This window comes from Ralstonia sp. PBBBR1, from assembly GCF_002256165.1.
Taxonomy (GTDB): domain Bacteria; phylum Pseudomonadota; class Gammaproteobacteria; order Burkholderiales; family Burkholderiaceae; genus Ralstonia; species Ralstonia thomasii.
Window position 1 is genome coordinate 24,083 of record NZ_NKIL01000004.1, and the last position, 22,005, is coordinate 46,087.

16 protein-coding genes are annotated in these 22,005 nt (G+C 64.4%); 8 read left to right on the forward strand and 8 right to left on the reverse strand.

The genetic code is table 11. From position 1 onward, the window contains the following. The first annotated feature begins 737 nt into the window (after nt 1-737). Nucleotides 738-1,901, forward strand: a complete 1,164-nt coding sequence (locus tag CFE42_RS06245) for a GGDEF domain-containing protein (protein WP_004631563.1) — start codon at nt 738-740, stop codon at nt 1,899-1,901. A 1,021-nt stretch (nt 1,902-2,922) separates the two neighbouring features. On the opposite strand, the gene CFE42_RS06250 is transcribed toward CFE42_RS06245, so the two are convergent. Further along, nucleotides 2,923-3,375, reverse strand: a complete 453-nt coding sequence (locus CFE42_RS06250) for a hypothetical protein (protein ID WP_004631562.1) — start codon at nt 3,373-3,375, stop codon at nt 2,923-2,925. Between the two features lie 725 nt (nt 3,376-4,100). Here CFE42_RS06250 and CFE42_RS06255 point away from each other — a divergent pair. From CFE42_RS06255 to pdeM, 4 genes are read left to right on the forward strand one after another with little or no spacing between them, the layout of a single operon-like run. Beyond that, a complete protein-coding gene (locus CFE42_RS06255; RefSeq protein ID WP_004631561.1) occupies nt 4,101-5,165 on the forward strand; it encodes a ligase-associated DNA damage response exonuclease in 1,065 nt (354 codons plus the stop codon). Continuing rightward, nucleotides 5,162-6,808, forward strand: coding sequence for an ATP-dependent DNA ligase (locus CFE42_RS06260; protein ID WP_004631560.1), 1,647 nt, complete (start codon nt 5,162-5,164; stop codon nt 6,806-6,808). The genes CFE42_RS06255 and CFE42_RS06260 overlap by 4 nt, the downstream gene beginning before the upstream one ends. After that, nucleotides 6,805-9,420: a ligase-associated DNA damage response DEXH box helicase gene (locus tag CFE42_RS06265; RefSeq protein ID WP_004631559.1), complete on the forward strand. Its 2,616-nt coding sequence runs from the start codon at nt 6,805-6,807 to the stop codon at nt 9,418-9,420. The genes CFE42_RS06260 and CFE42_RS06265 overlap by 4 nt, the downstream gene beginning before the upstream one ends. Then, nucleotides 9,417-10,076 (forward strand): ligase-associated DNA damage response endonuclease PdeM, encoded by a 660-nt coding sequence (pdeM, locus tag CFE42_RS06270; RefSeq protein WP_004631558.1) that lies wholly within the window; start codon nt 9,417-9,419, stop codon nt 10,074-10,076. The genes CFE42_RS06265 and pdeM overlap by 4 nt, the downstream gene beginning before the upstream one ends. A gap of 266 nt (nt 10,077-10,342) precedes the next feature. Here the strand turns inward: pdeM and CFE42_RS06275 are convergent, their stop codons facing one another. Then, complete coding sequence (locus tag CFE42_RS06275; protein WP_004631556.1) at nt 10,343-11,212, reverse strand: manganese catalase family protein; 870 nt, start codon at nt 11,210-11,212, stop codon at nt 10,343-10,345. Nucleotides 11,213-11,355: 143 nt separating this feature from the next. Here CFE42_RS06275 and CFE42_RS06280 point away from each other — a divergent pair, with 143 nt between their 5' ends. Next, entirely contained in the window at nt 11,356-12,651 is a 1,296-nt protein-coding gene (locus CFE42_RS06280) for an Nramp family divalent metal transporter (RefSeq protein ID WP_004631555.1), read from the forward strand. Between the two features lie 306 nt (nt 12,652-12,957). On the opposite strand, the gene CFE42_RS06285 is transcribed toward CFE42_RS06280, so the two are convergent. Continuing rightward, the gene (locus CFE42_RS06285; RefSeq protein ID WP_004631553.1) at nt 12,958-14,160 is read right to left on the reverse strand and encodes a DUF2252 family protein; all 1,203 of its coding nucleotides are present in this window, start codon (nt 14,158-14,160) and stop codon (nt 12,958-12,960) included. Between the two features lie 192 nt (nt 14,161-14,352). On the opposite strand from CFE42_RS06285, the gene CFE42_RS06290 reads away from it, so the two are divergent. Continuing rightward, the gene (locus CFE42_RS06290; RefSeq protein ID WP_004631552.1) at nt 14,353-14,778 is read left to right on the forward strand and encodes an HU family DNA-binding protein; all 426 of its coding nucleotides are present in this window, start codon (nt 14,353-14,355) and stop codon (nt 14,776-14,778) included. A 117-nt stretch (nt 14,779-14,895) separates the two neighbouring features. Here the strand turns inward: CFE42_RS06290 and CFE42_RS06295 are convergent, their stop codons facing one another. From CFE42_RS06295 to CFE42_RS06315, 5 genes are all read right to left on the reverse strand, one after another. Further along, nucleotides 14,896-15,540 carry a DUF2894 domain-containing protein gene (locus CFE42_RS06295; protein WP_238563803.1) on the reverse strand — a complete coding sequence of 215 codons (645 nt, stop codon included), beginning with the start codon at nt 15,538-15,540 and terminating at the stop codon, nt 14,896-14,898. Continuing rightward, nucleotides 15,518-16,171: an OmpA family protein gene (locus CFE42_RS06300; protein ID WP_004631550.1), complete on the reverse strand. Its 654-nt coding sequence runs from the start codon at nt 16,169-16,171 to the stop codon at nt 15,518-15,520. Before CFE42_RS06300 ends, CFE42_RS06295 begins: the two co-directional genes overlap by 23 nt. Further along, nucleotides 16,168-18,474, reverse strand: coding sequence for a DUF802 domain-containing protein (locus tag CFE42_RS06305; RefSeq protein WP_004631549.1), 2,307 nt, complete (start codon nt 18,472-18,474; stop codon nt 16,168-16,170). The genes CFE42_RS06300 and CFE42_RS06305 overlap by 4 nt, the downstream gene beginning before the upstream one ends. 18 nt (nt 18,475-18,492) lie before the next feature. Beyond that, nucleotides 18,493-19,227 carry a DUF3348 domain-containing protein gene (locus tag CFE42_RS06310; RefSeq protein WP_004631548.1) on the reverse strand — a complete coding sequence of 245 codons (735 nt, stop codon included), beginning with the start codon at nt 19,225-19,227 and terminating at the stop codon, nt 18,493-18,495. A gap of 145 nt (nt 19,228-19,372) precedes the next feature. Further along, on the reverse strand, nt 19,373-20,500 hold the full coding sequence (locus CFE42_RS06315) for a DUF4034 domain-containing protein (RefSeq protein WP_024541786.1): 1,128 nt from the start codon (nt 20,498-20,500) through the stop codon (nt 19,373-19,375). Nucleotides 20,501-20,844: 344 nt separating this feature from the next. Here CFE42_RS06315 and CFE42_RS06320 point away from each other — a divergent pair, with 344 nt between their 5' ends. After that, on the forward strand, nt 20,845-21,999 hold the full coding sequence (locus CFE42_RS06320; protein ID WP_004631546.1) for a class I SAM-dependent methyltransferase: 1,155 nt from the start codon (nt 20,845-20,847) through the stop codon (nt 21,997-21,999). The last annotated feature ends 6 nt before the right edge of the window (nt 22,000-22,005 follow it).

Here is a 22,005-nt window from a genome sequence, read left to right on the forward strand (position 1 = left end):
GGCAGGCGCCACACTCTTAACGAGATGCGCTGCAAGACCGCTGCTACGCACCTATCCGGGCAGGGCTGCCGTCGTTTCGAGCGGTTAAGACATGACGACGGAGGATTCCCAGCTCAATGGGGCCGAGGATCGTCCGCTGCGCTTGGAGCCTGGGTGTCTCGTGAATGTTACTTTCAGGCCGGGAAGAAACCTCCCTCTGCCAAGCCCGACAACCGTTAGCACGAGGCATACGCCGTCGACCCACGACGCTCCACTCGATGCCGTAGCAGCGTCTTAAACCGACACGCTGATAGGCGGCGCTCTTTTCTTGCTCAGTCATGGCGCTTTGCATTGCTGAAACCAGTATTAAGTGGCACGCAAATTGGTCGATAAGAGGACGTAGAGGCCAAGACCTTGCCCGGCTGTCATCGCCTTACCCAACACCATGTACCTGTCGAGCAAGTCAGCACGGCCGTCGGTCGGATCGAGGAGGTCACAGAGCGGAATGCAGAACTGGTAGAAGAGCGTTAGGCCGCCGCTCATACAATGGCCGAGCAGGCCGATGCACTGTGTCGCGCGGGCAATCCTTCAAGCTCGGGAACAGCACGGTGCGGTGGCCGCTTGAGAGCCACGCAACTGCTATTCCCAAAATCTAGCAACAGAATCGCGTGCCAGCGGATTCGTTCGTTCTGCGCTCAGTTGTCGAATACGGTTTCGCTCCTCTTGTTTCGCCAATTTTTTGTCACCACCCCGATCTCATGCTCAGCCCCCTCATTCTGGTAGGTATTGTGATCATGTCTTGCCTGATGAGCGTGGCCATCCTTGGTTCGCTGCTTCGGACTGGGGTGATGGGTATAGGTCGCTGGTGCTTGGCTCACGCACTGTTGGCCACTGCTTTGGTGTGGATGTTGGTCGCCGGTACTCAGCCAGGACAGTTCACGACCATTGGGGCTGCGTTGATTGCGCTGACGGCCATGCTGTTGCTCGTGCAGGGGATGCGGCAGTTCTTCGGCATGAGTTACGTACGGCACGACGAAACTGCGGCATTCGCCATCGCCTTCGCAGCGTTGGTGTACTTTACTTACGCGTCGCCGAACTTCGGTGCGAAGATCGCGCTCGTCTCCATTTTGCTCGCTTATTCACGAATCGCTGTGGGTACGTTGGCGCTGCGTCACGCGCCGCGTGACGGTGCGCGCTACCCATATCGATTCGTTGCGGCGGCCGCCTATCTGGGCGCGTTATTTCATATCGCGCGGGCCGTCGCTGGAGGCTTCGGTGTGCCGCAAATGGCTCTTCTGGATCCCTCGCCCTGGAACGTTCTGTTTCTCGGGCTCGCAATTGTCACGTTGCCGTGCCTGTCAACCGGGATGGTGATGCTTGCACATGATCAGCTCGCGCGAAGAATGGAACAGCTCGCGAGTATCGACGAACTGACCGGTGCACTGATGCGACGAGCCTTCATCGAAAAGGCGAACGCGGTGCTTCGCGAAGCGGTTGCAAAGGGCAAGCCGGTATCGATCGCCATTCTGGACATCGACAAATTCAAAGCCGTCAACGACGCTTTTGGCCATGCAGTCGGAGATCGGACCCTTAGACACGTCGCATCTGTTGTGACCGCACGACTGCGGTCGAGCGACCTTTTCGGGCGTCTAGGCGGGGAGGAATTCGCGATTATTTGCGTGGATGCACAAAAGGCAGACGCAGCGGCGTTGATAAACGAACTGCGGCTTGCCGTCGAACGATCGCCAACAGAAGGCGTCCGCTGCACATTCAGCGCCGGGGTCGAATGCGTCATGCCCGGAGATACGTTGGAGGTTGCCTTGGCGCGGGCGGACGCGGCACTGTATCTGGCAAAAGCCACAGGGCGCAATCGAGTCGTCACGGCGCCAGAAGTCGAAGAGCGCGACGTTGAAACGCATTGAACCGCAGCCACTTTGAAATCCAATCTACTGAATCACGATGGCCGCACTGTGGTTTTACGATGACCATCGCATAACTTCCCGACTCGAAACCAGTTCAGCTAGGTGGCTTTCAACGGAGAGTACGCTTCTCCCCTCTAATGGGTGGTTAAGTTTCTTTTCAATCCACTGATAATGAAAGAACGCAGAATATTCAATGGTTCCCTATTGTTGCGTGCTCTGCGTTTTCTGACGCTCTTCCGGAGGGATGAAGGCGTCTGCGCCCGAGTCGTGTGCAGGGGCGCTTTTTTTCTATCAGAAGCAAACCTTTGACTCACATGAGAAGGCCGACGTCCTACTCTCATCAGGGAGCGTCGTGGAGCGATGCTAGCTAGAAAAGCCCCAGAGGCTCCGCCGCCCATCCCAGCTGTAAGTTACGCCCTCTGCCCGCCACCCAATGTGAACAACGACGCAAAGCGCTATCCGCCCTGCGACCGAGCTGTCACGGCCGCTGTAAATGGCCGCTTGGGTGAAAGATGCTTCCGGGGACCACCGCGCAGATATCGAAGCCCATCTCGTTGTCGTCGGTCTCTTCTGCGCCTTCGAGCGCCCAGTGCGCCCAATCCTTCAATCGCCCGCACGTACTTGCACGAGCGTCGATCGACTGGTGAAAGTAGGCCTGCAACATCAACTCCGTCAGGTGAAATGAAAACGAGTTGACCTGCTTGGCGCCTTGCGGGCCTTCTACTATCCACCACGCGTGGACGCCTATCCCGTCTAGCTCATCGCCTTAAAGTCGCAGGACGGCGCGACGGGGCAGCGTCTCAGTTAGCGCATCTTGGAGTTCACGCAGACAAGTCGTCTCGGCTTCGCTGATCCACTCGCGCATAAGGCCTCCGCATTTCCGCATGCCCACATTGACGGGCCGCCATTCGAAGGTAGATGCTGCGTAACCCCGTGCGTTGACGGCGCACAACGAACCTGCGTTTAGAGAGTCAAGCAGCGGACAGGACAGAACCCAGCCGCTGTTGGACAGAACTTCCGCTCACGTCAGTGGCGGCAATGACGCGCCACGATAGAGCGAAAAATCGTGTTCCCGGTCTTCACGGCCCACTTGAATGGCGTCTCGCTCATCGAGAAAGAAGACGTTTGGCGCGGTGAGCACCAGGTCGTAGCCTGTGTCTGCGCACAACTCTCCGCCCTGAAATTCCAACTGGACGCACAGCCATTCGCTCACGCGCCGACAGATCTCCTCCCGTCTTGGGTGGTTCAATCGGCAGTACGCTTTGGCCTCTGCCAGGCTGAAATGCACGGCTAACGCACATTCCTGCCGATTTCCACGGACTGTCGACATCGACCATTTCGCTGCCACGTCATAGCCGCCGCAGTGGGCTCGGGCCGACCTGACGAGCGCTCCTCTGGGTAATGCACGGCACACCGAGGACTCCAGTTCCCAAAGAGCGGCGGCGACCACCTCGTCTGGTTGATGCTCAAGCATGATGCTCCCCCGTTTTTAGCCTATTGGATGGCTCTTTCTAATAGGACCCCACGGTATGTCGATGCTGGCCTTCGCTGGCTGATACAGATCAAATTCTGGATTGGTCGCTCAGCAGCTGAGAAGTAGCGCTCACCGGTTTTCGGAGGTCCAGGGCCGCTGACCGTCCTTTTTCCCACCCTTGAAGAAATGGCCAACCGCCTCCTCAGCCGCGACCCCCGACCGCTCCACAACCGCTCCACAACCGCCCTGCAATCGCCCGCCAGCACGCCTGGCATGCCGGCTGCTTCCTCCACGGGAGCGCAACGGAGCCTATGCATGCATCAGGGATTACGAGCAGCAAAACAAGCAGCCGCAGGTTGGTTATTCTTTCTGGTATCGACGTCCGGCAGCGGGCTTTCGCTTGCACAGCCGGCTGAGCCGCACCCGGCATCGCCAGACGCCGCTCCAGCGGTTCAACCCAAGACGGCAAAGCACTCCTTGTCGCGGTATCCGGACACCATGCCGGCCTCCGCACCGAAGTCGCCCGCGACGCAGCCCGCGGACACTTCCGCGGGAACGCGTCAGCCTAGTGGTGGTGATTCGGCCGGCCCAGGTGCCGCCGCCGCAGGGCCCGGGGGCCCGGCCGACATGCGTACCGAGCCCGTACGCAAGCGGCCATTGCGCTGACGCTGTCGCGGGCGGCTGTCGCGGGCGTCGGATGAGGGGGCATCTAATGAGAGCAATCGATGACCAGCGCAGCGGACCTGATCGTAACCACGCCCAGCGGCCTGTATTGCACGGCAGGCGACTTCTACGTTGACCCATGGCGGCCGGTTGACCGCGCCGTCATCACGCACGCCCACAGTGACCACGCCCGCGTCGGGCACCAGCACTACCTCGCTGCCGCCCCTGGGGCCGGCGTGCTGCGCGCGCGCCTGGGTGCCGATATCCCCCTGCAGACGCTGCCGTACGGCGAATCCATCGTCCACCACGGCGTCCGGCTGAGTTTTCATCCGGCGGGGCACGTACTGGGCTCCGCGCAGGTGCGGCTGGAATACGGCGGCGAAGTGTGGGTCGTGTCCGGCGACTACAAGGTCGAGGCGGACCGCACCTGCACGCCGTTCGAGCCGGTGCGATGCAATACCTTCATCACCGAATCCACCTTCGGGCTGCCGATCTACCACTGGCGGCCGCAGACCGAGATCTTTGCGCAGCTCAACGCATGGTGGCGCGGCAATGCCGACGCGGGGCGCGCAAGCGTCGTGTTCTGCTACGCGTTCGGCAAGGCGCAGCGCATTCTTTCTGGCCTCGATACCGGCATTGGGCCCATCGTTTCGCACGGCGCCATGCTGCAACTGGATGCCGCCTATCGACACGCGGGCGTGGCGCTGCCACCCACGCAACTCGCGACCGACGTGCCACGCGCGGACTTGCGGCGTGCCCTCGTGCTGGCACCGCCCTCCGCACAACGCACGTCGTGGATGCGGCGTTTTGGTGACTATGCCGATGCGTTTGCCAGCGGCTGGATGCAGCTTCGCGGCGCACGTCGGCGGCGCGGCGTCGATCGCGGCATCGTGCTGTCCGATCATGCCGACTGGCCCGGCTTGCTGCAGGCCATCGACGCCACGGGGGCCACGCGTGTCTATGTCACGCACGGACAGGTCGCGCCCATGGTGCGGTGGCTGTGCGAACGCGGCCTGGATGCGCGCGCCTTCGCCACCGAGTATGGCGACGAGGCCGAAGAAAGCGATGCCACCGGAACAGGTGATACGCCCACCGCAGGCGCGCCAGAGGACACGCCCGCGTCATGAAAGCCTTTGCCGATCTGTACGCGCAGCTCGACGCCACCACATCGAGCAACGGCAAGCTGGCCGCACTGGTGGCCTATCTGCGCACCGCGCCCGATGCCGACGCTGCGTGGGCTGTCTACTTCCTGGCTGGCGGCAAGCCGCGCCAACTGGTGCCGGTGCGCGTGCTCGCCAGCTTTGCGCAGACCAGCTCCGGCTTGCCCGAATGGCTGTTTGACGAGTGCTACCAGGCCGTGGGCGACCTGGCCGAGACCATCGCGCTCGTCCTGCCCGATGCAGATCACGCAGATGACGCCAGCCTGGCCGAATGGATGGAAGCCCGCCTGTTGCCGTTGCGCGGGCAGCCACCCGAAGTGGTGCTGCCGCGTCTGGCTGAACTGTGCCGTGGGCTCGCGCTGCATGCGCGGCTGGTGTTGATGAAGCTGATCACGGGGGCGTTTCGCGTGGGGGTGTCGAAACTGCTGGTCACGCGCGCGCTGGCTGAGGTGGGCGGCACCGACCCCAAGCACGTCGCGCAACGGCTGATGGGCTATACCGACATCGGGCAGGCGCCCACCGCGGAGCGCTACCGGGCGCTGCTGGCCGATGCCAGCGTCGACGGCCACGCGCTCGATACCGGGCACCCGTATCCGTTCTTTCTTGCGCACCCGCTGCAGGCCGAAGTGGACGCCTTCGATAGCCTGCTCGGCGCGCCCGCTGAATGGCAAATCGAATGGAAGTGGGACGGCATCCGCGCGCAGCTCGTGCGCCGCGCCGACAGCGCATGGCTGTGGTCACGCGGCGAGGAACTCATCACCGAACGCTTTCCCGAACTGTCCGCCATGGCGGAGGTGCTGCCGTCCGGCACCGTGCTCGACGGCGAGATCGTGGTGTGGCATGCGGGCCGCGTACAGCCGTTTGCGCTTCTCCAGCAACGCATCGGCCGCAAGACGCTGAATGCGCGCGTGCTGCGGGAAGCGCCGGCCGTGCTGCTGGCGTATGACCTGCTGGAATGGCAGGGGCAGGATCTGCGCGAGCGCACGCAGAGCGAGCGGCGCGCGCAACTCGAACGCGTGATTGCCGAATGCATCCATCCGGCGCTCGAGCTGTCTCCGCTGCTTCAAGGCGACGACTGGCAGCATCTTGCGCAGCAGCGGGAAGCTTCGCGTGAGCTGGGCGTGGAAGGGCTGATGCTCAAGCGACGCAATGCGCGCTACGGCGTGGGCCGCACCAAGGATGTGGGCGTCTGGTGGAAATGGAAGGTCGATCCGTTCTCGGTAGACGCTGTCCTCATCTATGCGCAGCGGGGCCATGGCCGGCGCGCGAGCCTGTACACCGACTACACCTTCGCCGTATGGGATGCACCGCCCGACGCGCCCGAGCGCAAGCTGGTGCCCTTTGCCAAGGCGTACTCCGGTCTGAGCGACGCAGAGATCCGCCAGGTGGACGCGCTGATCCGCAAGACCACAGTGGAGAGCTTTGGCCCGGTGCGCAGCGTGGCGCCGACGCTGGTATTCGAACTCGGCTTTGAAGGCATTGCGCGCAGCGCGCGGCACAAGAGCGGCATCGCGGTGCGGTTTCCGCGTATGCTGCGCTGGCGACACGACAAGCCCGTCGCAGAAGCCGATACGCTGCAGACGCTGGAAAGCCTGTTACCGCCGTCATGAACGAACCTGCACTGCCCGACCTTGATACGTGGTTTGCTGCGCGTGGCTGGACGCCCATGCCCTTCCAGCGCACCGTGTGGTCGGCCATGGCACGCGGCGAATCGGGCCTGCTGCATGCCACCACAGGTGCGGGGAAAACCTATGCGGTCTGGCTCGGGGCGTTGCAGCGGCTGGCGCAGGTGCGCGGACGTGGCGGCGCACCGCCGTTGTCGGTGCTGTGGCTCACACCCATGCGCGCGCTGGCGGCGGACACCACGCGCGCATTGACCGAAGCCGCACAGGCATTGGCGCCGCACTGGACGCTCGGCTTGCGCACCGGCGACACCGGCAGCGCCGAACGCGCCGCGCAATCACGCCGCTTGCCCACCGCCCTTGTGACCACACCCGAAAGCCTGTCGTTGCTGCTCGCACGCGCCGATGCGCGCGAGGCCCTGGGCTCGGTGCGTGTGGTGGTCGTGGATGAATGGCACGAACTCGTTGGCAACAAGCGAGGCGTGCAAGTCCAGTTGGCGCTCGCCCGGCTGCGCACGTGGTCGCCGGAACTGATCGTGTGGGGACTTTCCGCGACGCTGGGCAACCTGTCGGAAGCCATGGACGCGCTTGGCGATGCAGCAACCCCCACCCCCGGCACACTGGTGCAAGGCCACCTGCCGAAGCGCATGGAAATCGATACGCTGCTGCCCGATGGGGTAGGCCGTTTTCCGTGGGCCGGGCATCTGGGCATGGCGATGCTGCCGCATGTGTTGGAAGAGTTGGAAAGCGCCGGCACCGCGCTGGTGTTTCTCAATACGCGCTCGCAGGCGGAGCTGTGGTATCAGGCGGTCATCAATGCGCGGCCCGAATGGGCCGGGCTGATTGCGTTGCATCACGGCTCGCTGGACCGCGCAACGCGCGACTGGGTCGAGACCGGGCTCAAGCAAGGCAAGCTCAAGGCGGTGTTCTGCACGTCAAGCCTGGATTTGGGCGTGGACTTTCTGCCGGTGGAACGCGTGCTGCAGATCGGCTCACCCAAGGGTGTGGCGCGGCTGTTGCAGCGTGCGGGGCGATCTGGCCACGCACCTGGCCGGCCCTCTCGCGTGACGGTGGTGCCCACGCATAGCCTTGAACTCGTGGAAGGCGCTGCGGCCCGCGCTGCGGCCATGTCAGGACAGGTGGAGGCCCGCACCTCGCCACACAAGCCGCTGGATGTATTGGTCCAGCATCTGGTGACGGTCGCACTGGGCGGCGGCTTTGTGCCCGACGCGCTGCTGCAGGAAGTGCGCCGCGCCTGGGCCTACCGGGATCTGCACGACGACGAGTGGCAATGGGCGCTCGATTTCGTGCGACAGGGCGGCCACTCGCTCACAGCCTACCCCGACTACCACCGCGTCATGCCCGATGAACACGGCATCTGGCGCGTGCCCGATGCACGGCTCGCGCGGCGACACCGCATGAGCATCGGCACCATCGTCAGCGATGCAACGATGACCGTGCGCTGGTGGCACGCGTCCGGTGGCGGCGCACTGGGGTCGATTGAAGAAGGCTTCATTGCGCGGCTGCGCCCCGGCGACAACTTCCTGTTTGCCGGCCGCCTGCTGGAACTGGTGCGCGTGCAGGACATGACCGCCTATGTGCGGCGCGCCACCGGCAAACGCGCTGCGGTGCCGCGCTGGAACGGCGGCCGCATGCCGCTATCCAACGAGCTTTCGCACGCGGTGGTGGCGCAACTCGATGCGGCGGCACATGCCCGCTTCGACAGCCCCGAAATGGAGGCCGCGCGGCCGCTGCTGGAGTTGCAGGCGCGCTGGTCTGCGCTGCCCACCACGGCAACGCTGGTCGCCGAGACGCTGCACTCCCGCGAGGGCTGGCATCTCTTTCTCTACCCGTTTGCCGGGCGGCATGCGCACCTGGGCCTGGCGAGCCTTCTAGGCTGGCGCGCAGCCAATCGCACGCCGGCCACCTTTTCACTCGCGTTCAACGACTACGGCCTCGAACTGCTGTCGGCCACGCCCATCGACTGGCCGGCGCTGCTGGCCAGCGGCGAACTCTTTGCCACTCACACGCTGATGCACGATGTGCTGGCCAGCCTCAACGCCGGAGAACTGGCGCAACGCCGCTTTCGCGAGATCGCACGCGTATCGGGTCTGGTGTTTCAGGGCTACCCCGGTGCGCACAAGAGCGCGCGCCAGTTGCAGGCATCTTCGGGCCTGTTCTATGAAGTCTTTCGGCGTCACGACCCGGGCAATTTGCTGCTGTCGCAGGCCGAAACCGAAGTGCTGCGCCAGGAACTGGACCTCGACCGCATCGAAGCGGCCCTCGTCCGCATGCGCGGCTTGCAGCTCCAGCTTTGCGCACTGAAGCGGCCTTCGCCGTTCGGTTTTCCGTTGATGGTGGAGCGCTTTCGCGAGCAGCTTTCAACCGAGAAGCTCGCTGATCGGATCGCACGCATGCTGGCCGAAGCAGAACGCGCCGCCGGTCCCGAGCCCACCGACCCGGATGCCGCAACACGGCCGGAGATCGAGACAGATGTACAGGCCGCATTGCGCCTGACCGAATCGCCCGACGCAGCAGGCAAGTCCAGCCGCCGCACGCGCCGGCCACGCAAGACTTCGAAGCCGCTCCCACTGCTATGACGCCTCCTCAGGACCTCGTCATCCGGTGCGCGGGCGAAACCGTATGGCTCCTGCCCGAGCGCGCGCTGTGGTGGCCCGCACGACGCATGCTGATGGTGGCCGATGCGCACTTCGGCAAGGGCGCGACATTCCGCGCGCGCGGCGTGCCGGTGCCCACCGGAAGCACCGGTCAGGCTATCGCCCGCTTGGATGCGATGCTGGCGCGGCTGCCCGTCGCACAGATCGCGTGGTTGGGCGACCTCCTCCACGCGCGCGAGGCACACGCAGCGCTGGACGCCCTTGTCGCCTGGCGCACCCGGCACGCCGACGTAGCCTGCACGCTGGTCCGCGGCAACCACGACCGTCATGCGGGCGACCCGCCTGCGGGCTTGCACTTCAACGTGGTGGAAGAGCCGTGGCCAATCGGCCCCTTCGCGCTATGCCATGAGCCGCAGGTGGTGCCCGATTGCTACGTCATTGCCGGTCACGTGCACCCGGGCGTCGTCATCAGTGGACGCGCAAAGGACCGGCTCCGGCTGCCATGCTTTCGCTTTGGTCCCACCAGCGCGTTGCTGCCCGCATTTGGCGAATTCACAGGTTTGTGGACCGCACCGCCCGAGCCGGGGGAAGCGCTCTTTGCTATCGCCAACGACCGCGTCTGGCCGCTGCCGAGCTAAGGCGCAACTTCTCGTTGTTCGTGCGGGGGATCGACTCTCGAGTGAATCGGCGCGCGTTGTTGTTCGCCTGCCCCGAACACGCCGGCGGGTAGGCCGCGGGCGAGCGAGTAGATGGCAATCACGGCAAGGGTGAGCGCCGCGATCGCAAGCAGTTCTCGCATATGCATGAGCGCCTCCATGTTTGTTCGGGCTTGAAACGCGCGGTGTCTGACGCAGACGCAATGTCCAGGCCCGAGTGACGCTGCACCCGGGCCTGGATGCGGTCATCACCCCTTCGCTTCACCAAGCTCCGCACCGGTGGTCGGATCGACAGCCGGGTCCGAAGCCAGACGCGTCTTCATGGCCTCCAGCGCAGCCAGTTCGGCATCGGTCAGGTTGACCGACGCGTTGCCGTCTCCGCCGTCCGCAGGCATCGGGGGGTCTGCGACCAACTCAAGACCCGTACCGCTATTCCACGGTGCCTGCACGATGGGACCACCGCGCGACATCTTGAAATACGCATCGCTGAACTCCGGCACCGGCGGCAGCTTGCCGGGGGGGAAGTTGCCGTTGATGGCGTAGAGCGCCTTCTCGAACGACTTCTGGTGCGCCACCTCGCGCGTCATGAGAAAGCCAAGCGCATCGCGCACACCGGGGTCGTCGCTCACGTTGATCAACCGTTCGTAGATGATCTTGGCGCGGGCTTCGGCCGCAATGTTCGAACGCAGGTCCGCCGTCGGCTCGCCCAGTGAATCGATGTAGGCGGCCGTCCACGGAACGCCTGCTGAGTTGGTCAACGATGGGCCCCCACCATAAAGCACCTGCGTCACATGGCTGTCGTTACCGGCGCCATTGAGCTTGCGATACAGCTCCGCCTGCTCATCCACCGCTTCCGCCAATTCCCCCTTGGCACCGCGATTGAGCATGGCGACGATGGTGCCGATGATCTCAAGGTGGCTCAGCTCCTCCGTCGCGATGTCGTACAGCATGTCCTTGCGGCCTGCATCCTCTTCTGCCACGGCTTGCGTGAAATAGCGCATGGCGGCAGCAAGCTCGCCTTGCGGGCCACCGAACTGCTCCAGGAGCAGGTTGGCCAAGCCAGGATCGGTTTCGCTGACCCGTACGGTGTACTGCAATCGCTTGTTGTGCATGAACATGGGTGTTCTCCGGAAAGGATGGGTGCCTTCATGGCCCGTCCCTTCTCCGCAACACCCATTCCATCGCACGCTGCACGCTTGGCCAGCGAGCCATCGGGTACGAGCGTTGCGAAGGGCCCCGCGCCACCTATCCTGGAGAATCCATGGACGACAGTCTCGCGCTTGAACCCGACGGCTCTTCTGCATCGAGATGCGTCATTGCCCACGCGCGCGAAGCGCTGGACGGCCGGCGACGTGGTTGGCGCACGTTCACGCCGTTTGTCGGGCCGGCCGTGGTGGTTTCGGTGGCGTATATCGACCCGGGCAATATCGCCACGGGCATTGAAGCCGGCGTGCGATACGGATATCAACTGCTTTGGGTCGTGCTCGCATCCAGCCTGGTGGCGATGCTGTTCCAGATGCTCTCTGCCCGCGTGGGCATCGTGACGGGCCGGAACCTGGCGCAGCTCTGTCGCACGCACTTGCCCGCGCCGGCCGGGCTTGGCATGTGGTTCATCAGCGAGCTTGCGGCCATGGCGACCGACCTTGCGGAGTTCGTCGGTGCCGCCGTCGGTATCGCTCTGCTGACCGGGATACCTTTGCTGTACGCCATGGTCCTCGCGGGTGTGCTGACTTATCTTTTGCTGATGCTGCAAGTGCGGGGGTTCCGCTCTGTCGAACTGATGATTGGCGCGCTGGTGGCCGTCATCGGTATCTCTTACATCATCCAAGTGTGGATCTTGCCTGTCTCGTGGGCGGCGGCGCTGCGGCAAACCTTCGTTCCCACGGCACTGCCGCCCGATGCGTTCATGTTGGCGGCTGGCATTGTCGGGGCCACGGTGATGCCTCACGCGCTCTTTCTCCATTCGGGACTGGTCAATACGCGCGTGCGCCCACGGAGTGCGTCTGAGACATCGCAACTGCTTCGCTATTCCAACCGCGAGGTGGTGGCAGCGCTGGCCGCCGCGGGCTGCATCAACCTCGCCATGGTGGTGGTATCAGCAGGCGCGTTTCACGGCGCACATGCGGAGGTGGCCGGCATTGAGGATGCCTATATCACCCTGGCGCCGTTGTTCGGGGCATCGGCGGGGCTGTTGTTTCTGGTCGGGCTGATCGCATCGGGGCTCTCAAGCTCCGTGGTCGGCACGATGGCGGGCCAGATGGTGTTGCAAGGCTTCCTGCGTGTACGCCTGCCCGTAGGGATGCGCCGACTGATCACCATGGTGCCGGCGTTCATCGTCATCGGCGCAGGCATGGATGTCACGCAGGCACTGGTGCTCAGTCAGGTGGTTCTGAGCATGGTGGTGCCGTTTCCCATGGCGGCGCTGATCTGGCTGGCACGCCGGCCGGACCTGATGGGGCAGCATGCCGCCGGGCGCGGCCTGGTTCTAGTGGCGACGGTTGGGGCCGTGCTGGTGGCTGGGTTGAACGGCGCGCTGCTCGTTCATCTCATCGCATAGCGATGCGGGATGACGCTACCGCCCTGACCCGGTCAGGCGGGCGCCGCACATACCCACGCTGCCGCAATGAAGTCGGCCAGCGAAACATGGCCCAGCACGACGTCCGCCGGTTTGTCGAAATCCTCGTCCAAGGTCACGGCGGTCATCTTTGCATAGGCGCGCCCATCGCCATGTGCACCGCGCCACGTTGCCGCTGTCTTGACTGCGCACTTCGGCAGCCGAGCGCCATCCTCCATCATTGCCTCGCGATGGCTCCGAAGGCTCGATAGCAGCGTTTGTGCCCGTGGAGAGATGCAGCGCAGCAGATCAGCCTGCCCAGGCGCGACAGTGCTCGAGATACTGGCGCTCATGCAGCCCAAGCAGATCGACAATCGAAGACCAGAGCCAGAACGGCGCGTCGATGGAGCGTCCGTGACGCGCCCGCAACTCACGGTGCCATGCCATCGCGACATCCCGGGGCATCTGGCTGCCATGCGCAAGGCCGACGACGTTGCCCAGATATGCGGCCAGGACCGTGGCGTCCTTGTGCTCCAGCTTGTCGACCGACAGCTTCAGGTCTTGCGGTTGCAGCTCGCGCATGAAAAAGCTACCGCCAAGCATGCGCCCCCATGCCATTCGATCGCCCAGGTCAGGAGAAAGACGGCGCGCGCCCGTGACCACGCGCTCGCCGTTGATCCGGGGCATCTCGCCTGAAGAAGCACTGGGCGCCGCCGCCTTGCCCGCCTCCTTGATATCGATCAGCCGATACCGCGGCCCGCGGTCCTGATCGACGGCCAGCAAGACGGCATAACGCCGCTGACCGAGCGAGCTGCACCCTTTGACCCAGTACGCCGCATCCACAATGCTGACAGAGGCTTCGCCCGGCATTTCGTAAAGACGCGCCACCAGGGCAAGCACCTCGTGCTGGCTCACCAGATGTTTCAGTTCGCGCCGCTCTTCTCGTGAGAGCGGCCAGAAATGGCGCCCTAGCGGAATGGATGGAGACGTGTCACTCAGCCGCTCCTTGGCCAGCTCTTTCCACGTACGTGCAGTCGCCGCTTTCATGGCCGTGCGCACGGATGCAGGGCGCGGCGGCAAGCGCAACGCTGCATCGGGGTCGATGCCGTGCAGGTACCCCGCCATCAGCGCTTCCACCATGCGTGCGGTCACGATGCCAGGGAGGTCCGAACCGCGTGCGGCCGTCGCCAACGAGACGCCGAGCCGGATCAGGTCGTGCGCGGGATTGCCCAGCACCGTCTGGTCCAGATCCCGGATCTGTATGCGCGCGGCGCCGGAAGTATGGCCGATCGGGCCGAGGTTGCCGACATGGCAATCGCCGCAAATCCAGATGGTCGGCCCCTCGGGAAACGTGTGCGACTGCACCTCGCTCAGCCACTCGTAGAACTTTGCGGTGCTGCCGCGAACGTACGCATGCGTGGAGCGCGTCATCTTCGATTGGCGCAGCCGGGCGAGTATGGGCGCACGGTTTTTGGGGCTCACCGCGCTGTGCGACGATTTTCGTTGGGACATGTCTGTGCTGAACCTGGGATGCTTTAACTGGGTGATGGACCCCAAACCGCATGCAATAAGTGTTCCCTGGCCCCTAAAACAGCCTAGATAACGCCTCCACGGCGGTCAACCTTTGCTATGCTTGCTCGAAGCGCGCTGCACAGGTGTCGCTTCCATTGAATGGTCAACTTTACCCAACCATCTATTTTCACTATGGCCACCAAAACCAAGACCGCTGCCAAGACCGCTGCAAAGAAGGCCTCGCCGGCAAAGAAGGCCGCGCCAGCAAAGAAGCCTGCTGCAACGACGCCGACCCTCAAGCCCTTGAAGGACACGTTCACCAAGGCGAGCCTGGTGAGCCATCTGGCTGAACAAGCTGCCGTCGACGCCAAGGCGGTGAAGGCGGTGCTGCTCCATCTGGAGAACACCATCGTGGCTTCGCTGCACAAGAAGGGCGCGGGTGAGTTCACGCTGCCGGGCCTGTTCAAGGTGACGTCGGTCAAGGTGCCGGCAACCAAGCGCCGCTTCGGCAAGAACCCGTTTACCGGTGTGGACCAGTGGTTCGAAGCCAAACCGGCAACCGTGCGCGTCAAGGTCCGCGCCTTGAAAAAGGTCAAGGACGCAGCGGTCAACAGCTGATCGCCGCCGCAAAGAAAAAGGGAGCTTCGGCTCCCTTTTTTGCGTGCTTGCCGGCCGAAAGAACCGGCAGGCCGTGCGGCCGATGCCGCCTCGCAGAATGACTTCGTGCTGTGACGCCTAGCGCGCCTTGCCGCGCGCCGCCTTTCCACTGCTGCGGGCGGCATCCTGGCCGCCGGCAGCGCCATCCCCGCTCATGCGTTCCAGCCACGAAAGCGCATCCACATACGACAAAAACTGCCGCAGATAGTCGGGCGACACCTCGCGCATCAATAGCAGCGACCGATGCACCAGGCTGCTCGAATTCAGCGGACCGGCATTCACGGGCACCTTGTCCAGGGCGTCACGCAACTGTTTCTCGGCGCTGACGCGGGACCAGGTTTCGCGCACGTCTTCGAGCATCTTCAATTCCGGCAATGCACGCAGATGAGGCTCAGAACCGCTATCTGCAGCCTTGCCGACATCCAAGCGTTGCCGGCTGGCAATGTCACGCAGCAGTTCGGCCAACGCGCTGTTGGCGGGTGCCTTTGCATCGCTCGCGTCGGACGTTGCCGTCGTGCGATCGACGTGTTGCGCGTAGGCTGCGATCAGCTCGCCGAGCCGCGCATCGAGAAGGCGCCGCGCCTCGCCGGTTTGGCCGGCCGCACGCCGATGCAACGCCTCGATGAAGGAAAAGCGCACGCGGTCCAGCCGATCCGCGCCGCTTGCGCGCCAGCTGTCGAGCGTGGCCTGCGCGGACACATCAATGCGGCTCACGACGTCCACCGTTGGAAGCGGCTTGCCTGGGAACAGGCGCGATCTCCACACGCCGGTTCTTGGCGCGGCCGACGTCGTCTGCATTGGAGCTCACGGGCTGCTGCGAACCAAACGCTGCCGCAAACACGCTCGACGCCGGAATGCCCTCGTCGATCAATGCGCGCGTCACGGTCAACGCGCGCTTGGCGGACAGCTCCCAGTTATCGGCAAACAGCCGATTGCCGGCACGCACCTGCTGGTCGTCGGAAAACCCGCTCACCATCAGGATCTCTTCACGCGACGTGAGATACGCGGCCAGCGGCCCCGCCAGGCTCTTCATCAGCGTGCGGCCCTCGGGTTGCAGCTGATCGGAGTTGATCGCGAACAGCACATTGCCATTGATGCCGATGCGCCCGTTGACGAGCGTCACGCGTCCGGCTGCCAGCGGGCCGGCCAGCGCCTGCTCCAGCGTCTTGCGGCGCTGCGCCTCGGCCTCGCGCTGCTTGACCTCGTTCTCCAGCTTGGAGGACAGCTCCAGCTGCACGCCGATTACGCCCACCAGAATCAGCACGAACGCGCCCAGCAGCACCGACATCAGGTCGCCAAACGCGGCCCAGACCGGTGCTGTGGCCTCGATGCCACCGTCAATCTCGTCGTTCATGCCGCTTCGGTCCCGGCCAGCGCGCGCTGGTCACCCAGCCGTTGCAGGTCTTCCAGGATCTGCTTCTGAGACAGCATGCTCAGGTCGATCACCTCGCGCGCCTGCGCCACGTAGTAGGCAAGCTGTTCGTCGCTGCGCGTGAGCGACTTGTCGAGCGCGGCTTCGATACGCTGCAGCTGGGCTGCAAGCTTGTCGTTCGACTCGCCAAACAGCTGCACGGCCACACCAAACGCCTCGCCAAGGCTCGCCACCTCGACCGCGCTGCCGGTCACCTGCGCGGCCACCGCGCCGAGCTTGCCGGTCTCGGCCTCCACCCGATCGGTGAACCGCACGCCCACGCGCTCCAGCAGGTCCGCCGATGTCGCCACCAGCGCATCCACCGCCGTGCGCTGCTCGGTCGATGCATGGTTGACCGCGTCGAGCAGCGTTTCCAGCGTGCCCAGCAGGCGCGCACGCTCGTCCAGCATCGCGGTATCGCGCACCACGCTGTCGGACAGCTTCTGGCGCAGCTCGGCCACCACTTCGGCCGCGGCCTTGGGCGCTTCCGACGCGGCTTGGACCAGGCGCGAAATCTCGCCGATCGTGTCGTTGGCGTGCGCCTGCGTTTGCGCGGAGATGTCGCGTGCGGTCTGGGCCAGTGCGTCGCAAATCTGTTGCTGACGGCTTGCCGTATCGGCGCCAGCCTTTTCCCACGCCTCGCTCAGCTTGGCGCCCATGGCGCCGAGGGCTTCGGTCCAGGCAGCCAGACGTTGTGCGTCCCGTGCTTCCAGCGCAGCTTGCAACGCGGCATGCGACTGGCGCGATGCGTCCTGCTGCGCGGCGATATCGCGCGCTGTCTGCGCCAACGCATCGCAGATGTCTTGTTGACGGTTCGCCGTATCGGCGCCGGTTTTCTCCCACGCCTGGCCGAGCTTCTCGCCCGTTGCGCTGAGCGCCTCGGTCCAGGCCGCGAGACGTTGCGCGTCTCGTGCTTCCAGTGCGGCTTGCAGCGCCGTATGCGACTGGCGCGACGCGTCTTGCAACGACACGGCGTGCTGCTCGAACGTGGCGGCAGCCGCCTCCAGCGCGCGCTGGTTCTGGGTGGCCAGCTCGGCGTGGGCGTGTTCCTGGCGGGCCAGCGCATCGCGCCAGGCAGCGGACAGTCCGTCTGCGGCGGCATCCAGGCGCTCGGCCACGCTATCGAGCAACCGCGCCGAGCGTTGCTCGAATGTCTGAGCAAACCGGTCGAGCGACGTGCCGACCTGACCGACCAGCGCCTCACTCGAGCGTTGATGCGCCGACAGGGCGTTGTTCCAGATACCGGAGACCGCCTCCGCCGTCGCCTCGAAGCGCGTCGACAGGCCATCCAGTTGACGCTGCACCGCGTGCGTGACCGTCTCCTGCAGCGCGGCCGATTCCCGCGCGAGGCCCGCCATCGTCGTTTCCACCACCGGCTGCAGCGCTGCGCTGGCAACGCGTGCGCTCTCCGCTGCGCTGTCCTTCAAGGACTGACCGACCGACGACGCAAGCTGGCTGTAAGCGGTCTGCGCCTTGTCGAGAAATGCCTGCTGGGCGGCGATCTGTCGCTCGCTGCTGGCCGCGCCCTGCTGCTCCAGCGACGTCATCATCGCCTGCAGCCGATCAACCAGCGCGGGCATCACATCGGATTGCCGCTGCAGAAGCTTGAACGTCTCTTCACGCTGATGTGCGTGCGAGTAGATGCGCAGCGTGGTCGCGATCTTTGCGTCGAGCGCTTGCACGGCCTGCAGCCGCTCGCGCCGGCACAGCGCCGACAGCAACCCCAGCATGGCCGACGTTGCCACACCGGCAATCGAGGTGCCGAACGAGAATCCCAAACCCTTGATCGGGGCGGCCAGCGATGCGCGGATCGCCTGCAGATCCGTCGCGCTTTCCAGCGCTGCGCCCGTGCCTTTGAGCGTCACCACCATGCCGAGCAGCGTACCGAGCATGCCAAGCAGCACGAGCAGGCCCACCAGATACGGCGTCAGCGCGGGCGCGGGCAGCGCCACGCGCTCGCCTTCCACACGCAGGCGCACGGCATGGCGCAAGCTCGGGTGCAGTTGCTCCAGCCATGCCGCCAGATTGGGCGGCGTCTCGGACAAGCCTGCCGCGGCCTGGGCGACCGTGCCCGTCGCTTGCCGATAGCGGCGCAGCTCCAGCGCGCCTGCCACATAGGCGGCACCGATCACGAGCGTGACGGCCAGCGCCAGCAGGTTTCCGCCAACGAGGTAGCCGACGGCAATCCACCCCAAGGCCGCCAGCCCGACAGAAAAAACGATGAGATTCAGGTGATGTCTGGACATGAATGGTGTCTGTCCCGCTTAGCGGGGGCGAAGGGCTGCGAGCAACCCGTCGACCGGTTGAAAACGAACATCGAGCTCGGCCAGGAGCACGCTCTGCATATCTTTGCGGAACGCATCCAGCCAGGCGCGGGATGTGGATTGGGTGGCCGGGCCCTCCGCGGGCAGCTCGGCCTGCCGCTGCTGCTCGGCCGCGCGCAGGCGCTCGAAGTACGGCCCCAGCATCGACGGAATGGCCCCCAGCAACGAACGTTCGCGGGCCGCGAGCGCCTGCTCCATGCTGGCATCCAGCACCGCAAGGCGCGCGAGGTCGGGCGTCCTGGCAGCCAGCAGGCGCCGCAGGCGGCCACGCAGGTCGCTGATCTCCAGTTCCATGGTCTGCTGCATCAGCACGTAGCGCTGCCGGAAATCGGCGTAGTCGACCACCACCGGCACCGACGGGTTCTGGATCGGCGCGCGTGGCCCAGGCCTGGCATCGGGCGCACAGCTGGACGCGATGGACTTCGTCAACGCCGCGCGGACGCGGCCACCGATGGTTTCGGCGTCCGGGCCGACGGGCCGCGTGCTGGAGGCACTGGCGGGCGGTGCCGCGCTCAATGCCGACGAAAGCGTGATGGCATCCGTCCAGCTGAGCCATTGGCTCAACCGGTCAGAAAGGGGCTGCGCAGATGCGGAAACGTCGACGTCCGTCAAGCGAGCAAGAATGCGGATCAGCGCGGGGCCGCTGAGCGCCCTGCGTTGCTGGGCGTGCGCCATGCTACGAGTGCCGAAAAAAGGCTGGAGTTTACACTGCCTGCCGGGTCGGACTGGGGTCCATGAGTGGCACCGAAGTCACTTACCGCAAGAAACCTGCATGCGAGCGCGCCCGCACTGAAATGCACGGGGCTGCCTCGCCTCTTCGTCACTGCGTCAAGGCCCAGGCAAGATTGTTCTGTGCATCTTTATTGCCCTGCTCGGCAGCTTGGCGAAACAACTTGAGCGCGCGTTCCTTGTCCTGACGCACCGCAATCCCAAACCAGTAGAACTTGCCCAGCTCGTTTTCGGAGTAGGCGTCGCCCAAATCTGCGGCCTGTGCGTAGTCTTTTGCGGCTTGGTCGGACTTCTTCATGCGGTGATAAATCGAGCCTCTGGCCGACAGCGCGTATGTGTCACGCGGCTCGAGGCTGATGAGCTTCGACAATGGACCAAGCGCCTGCTCGTATTTTTGCTGGCGAATAAGGACATGGCCCATTTGCGTCAGTGCATCCCGATCATCCGGGTTCAGCGAAAGCGCTTGAGCGTAGTCCTTTTCGGCGCCCGCAAAGTCTTTTTTACCTATCTTGACCCAACCGCTGTCCGCAATGGCCAGCGCCGAAAATTCCTTCAGCGTCGCTGCCGGCACATTTGCCTTTCGACACTCATCGACAAAAGCAGCCATCTCTTCCGGGCTACCGTTCCATTTCGAACGTAGCGACTTGAGATAGGCCCGCCTGACCACCACCGTTTGCGGGTCCTTCCTGAGCGCCTGCTCCAGCAGCACCCGGTTGTGTTTTTTCATCCCTTGAGCCTTACCGATTTCAATCCCTTCCCGATAGGACAAGATCGGCTTTGGATCCAGTTCAACAGACTTCGATAAATCGCGTAGCGCCATGCTTTGGTACGCGCCCATTCCCGCGAACTGTTCATCGGTGGTGTCCCGCGCATACTTGCTTCCGCGCCGCGACCATCCCATCGCCATGTAGTAGATCCCGCGCGACAACAAGGCCGCATAGGAACGTGGAAACTCCGCGACCCATTGATCGAGCTTGGTTTCCATCGCCGAATCAGAGTAGTAGAAGGCTCTGAATGCTCCCGACAACTGCTCGTCGCTGATCGCTCCGCGTCCATAGGCCTGCTGCAGGCCAGACATCTGCCGGTCCAGTTCGGTATAGCGCCCTTCCATCAGCAGGGCACGCCGTTGCGCGGCCTCGCTAGTGGGCGGCTCTGCCGCCGAACTCATTGATTGAAATGCGACGCAGACAAGGCAACAGAGCAAGATTCTTTTGATCATTTTTGTACTCGCTATCAATGCAGCGTTTGGACCGGTTGCTTTAACTGCCCCCGTAGCGCGCACTTTCGAAACTGCAGGAAACCGGAAAGACGAAAGACTCGCGCAGCCAATTTCCCCCACAGTTTTGAGAAGCATAGAGACCACCAGCAGCTAGCACGAAGATAAAAGGAATTAAGCCAAGTAGGGTAGCCAAGTGCCGCGCCTTTTGTCCGGGCACACGTGCGCGCATGGCGTGATCGGCACGGCTGCGGAGACGGAATCACCGCTTAACCTTCGGCTCGCACCCAAAAAGCGGTATCGTGTCGCCCACTACCGCACCCTCCCCGCTTTCTCGCCCATTTGCCGTGACCGATCACCCCACCCTCACCTGGACCGACGACCGCCCTGAAGCCAGCAGCGACGCCGTCCATACCGCCGTCTGGCGCTCCGAAGCCGGCAACCCGCCGCCCAAGCGCGTGGCCATCGCAGACGATCGCACCACAGCCGATGCCGCCTACCGCCTCGCGTGCGAAGGCACGGCATTGCTCTGGCAAGGCGATTTCCAGAACGCGCGCCAACTGCTGCAGGCCATGTCCCGCCGCACGGATCGCAAACCTGGCAAGGCGCGCAAGGAACCCGCCTCGCCCATCGATGCGTTCAACCTGCATCGACAGGCGCAATCGCAGCGCGCCCGCACGCTCGGCATGCTGCTGATTCCGCTGGATGCGGATTACACGATCCCGCTGCGCCGCGCCCCCGACATGCGCGACGCCTGCACGGAGGCTTACGGCACGAGCCATACCGCTTCCGTCGTCTCGCTGCGTGAGCTGCTTGGCTTGATCGGCGCGCATGAGTGGCGCAAGAAGGGTGTCGAGATTCCCGCGCTCGGTGGTGAGCGCATTCACCCGCACTACGGCGTGTTCTCGCCCGTGCGCGGCGAATACATCGAGCTGGTGGCGAATGCACCGTTGCCTTCGAAAACCCTGGCGTTCGATATCGGCACGGGCACGGGCGTGCTGGCAGCGGTGCTCGCCAAACGCGGCGTGAAACGCGTCATCGGCACCGATCAGGACCCGCGCGCGCTGGCCTGCGCACGTGAGAATGTGGAGCGCCTCGGTCTGCAGACCCAGGTTGAGGTTGTCGATGCGGATTTGTTTCCCGGAGGCCGAGCGCCGCTGATTGTGTGCAACCCGCCGTGGCTGCCGGCACGGCCCAGCTCGCCCATCGAGCGCGCCGTCTACGACCCTGACAGTCGCATGCTGCGCGGCTTCCTGGACGGCCTCACCGCCCATCTGGAGCCGAATGGCGAGGGCTGGCTGATCCTGTCGGACTTTGCCGAGCATCTTGGCCTGCGCACGCGCGATGCCCTGCTGGCGATGATCGACGCGGCCGGCCTGCAGGTGGTGGGCCGGGAAGACATCAAGCCGAAACACCCGAAGGCGTCCGATGAAAACGACCCGCTCTATCGGGCCCGGGTTGCCGAGGTGACGTCGCTGTGGCGCCTGAAGGCCCGCCAGTAAACCAGT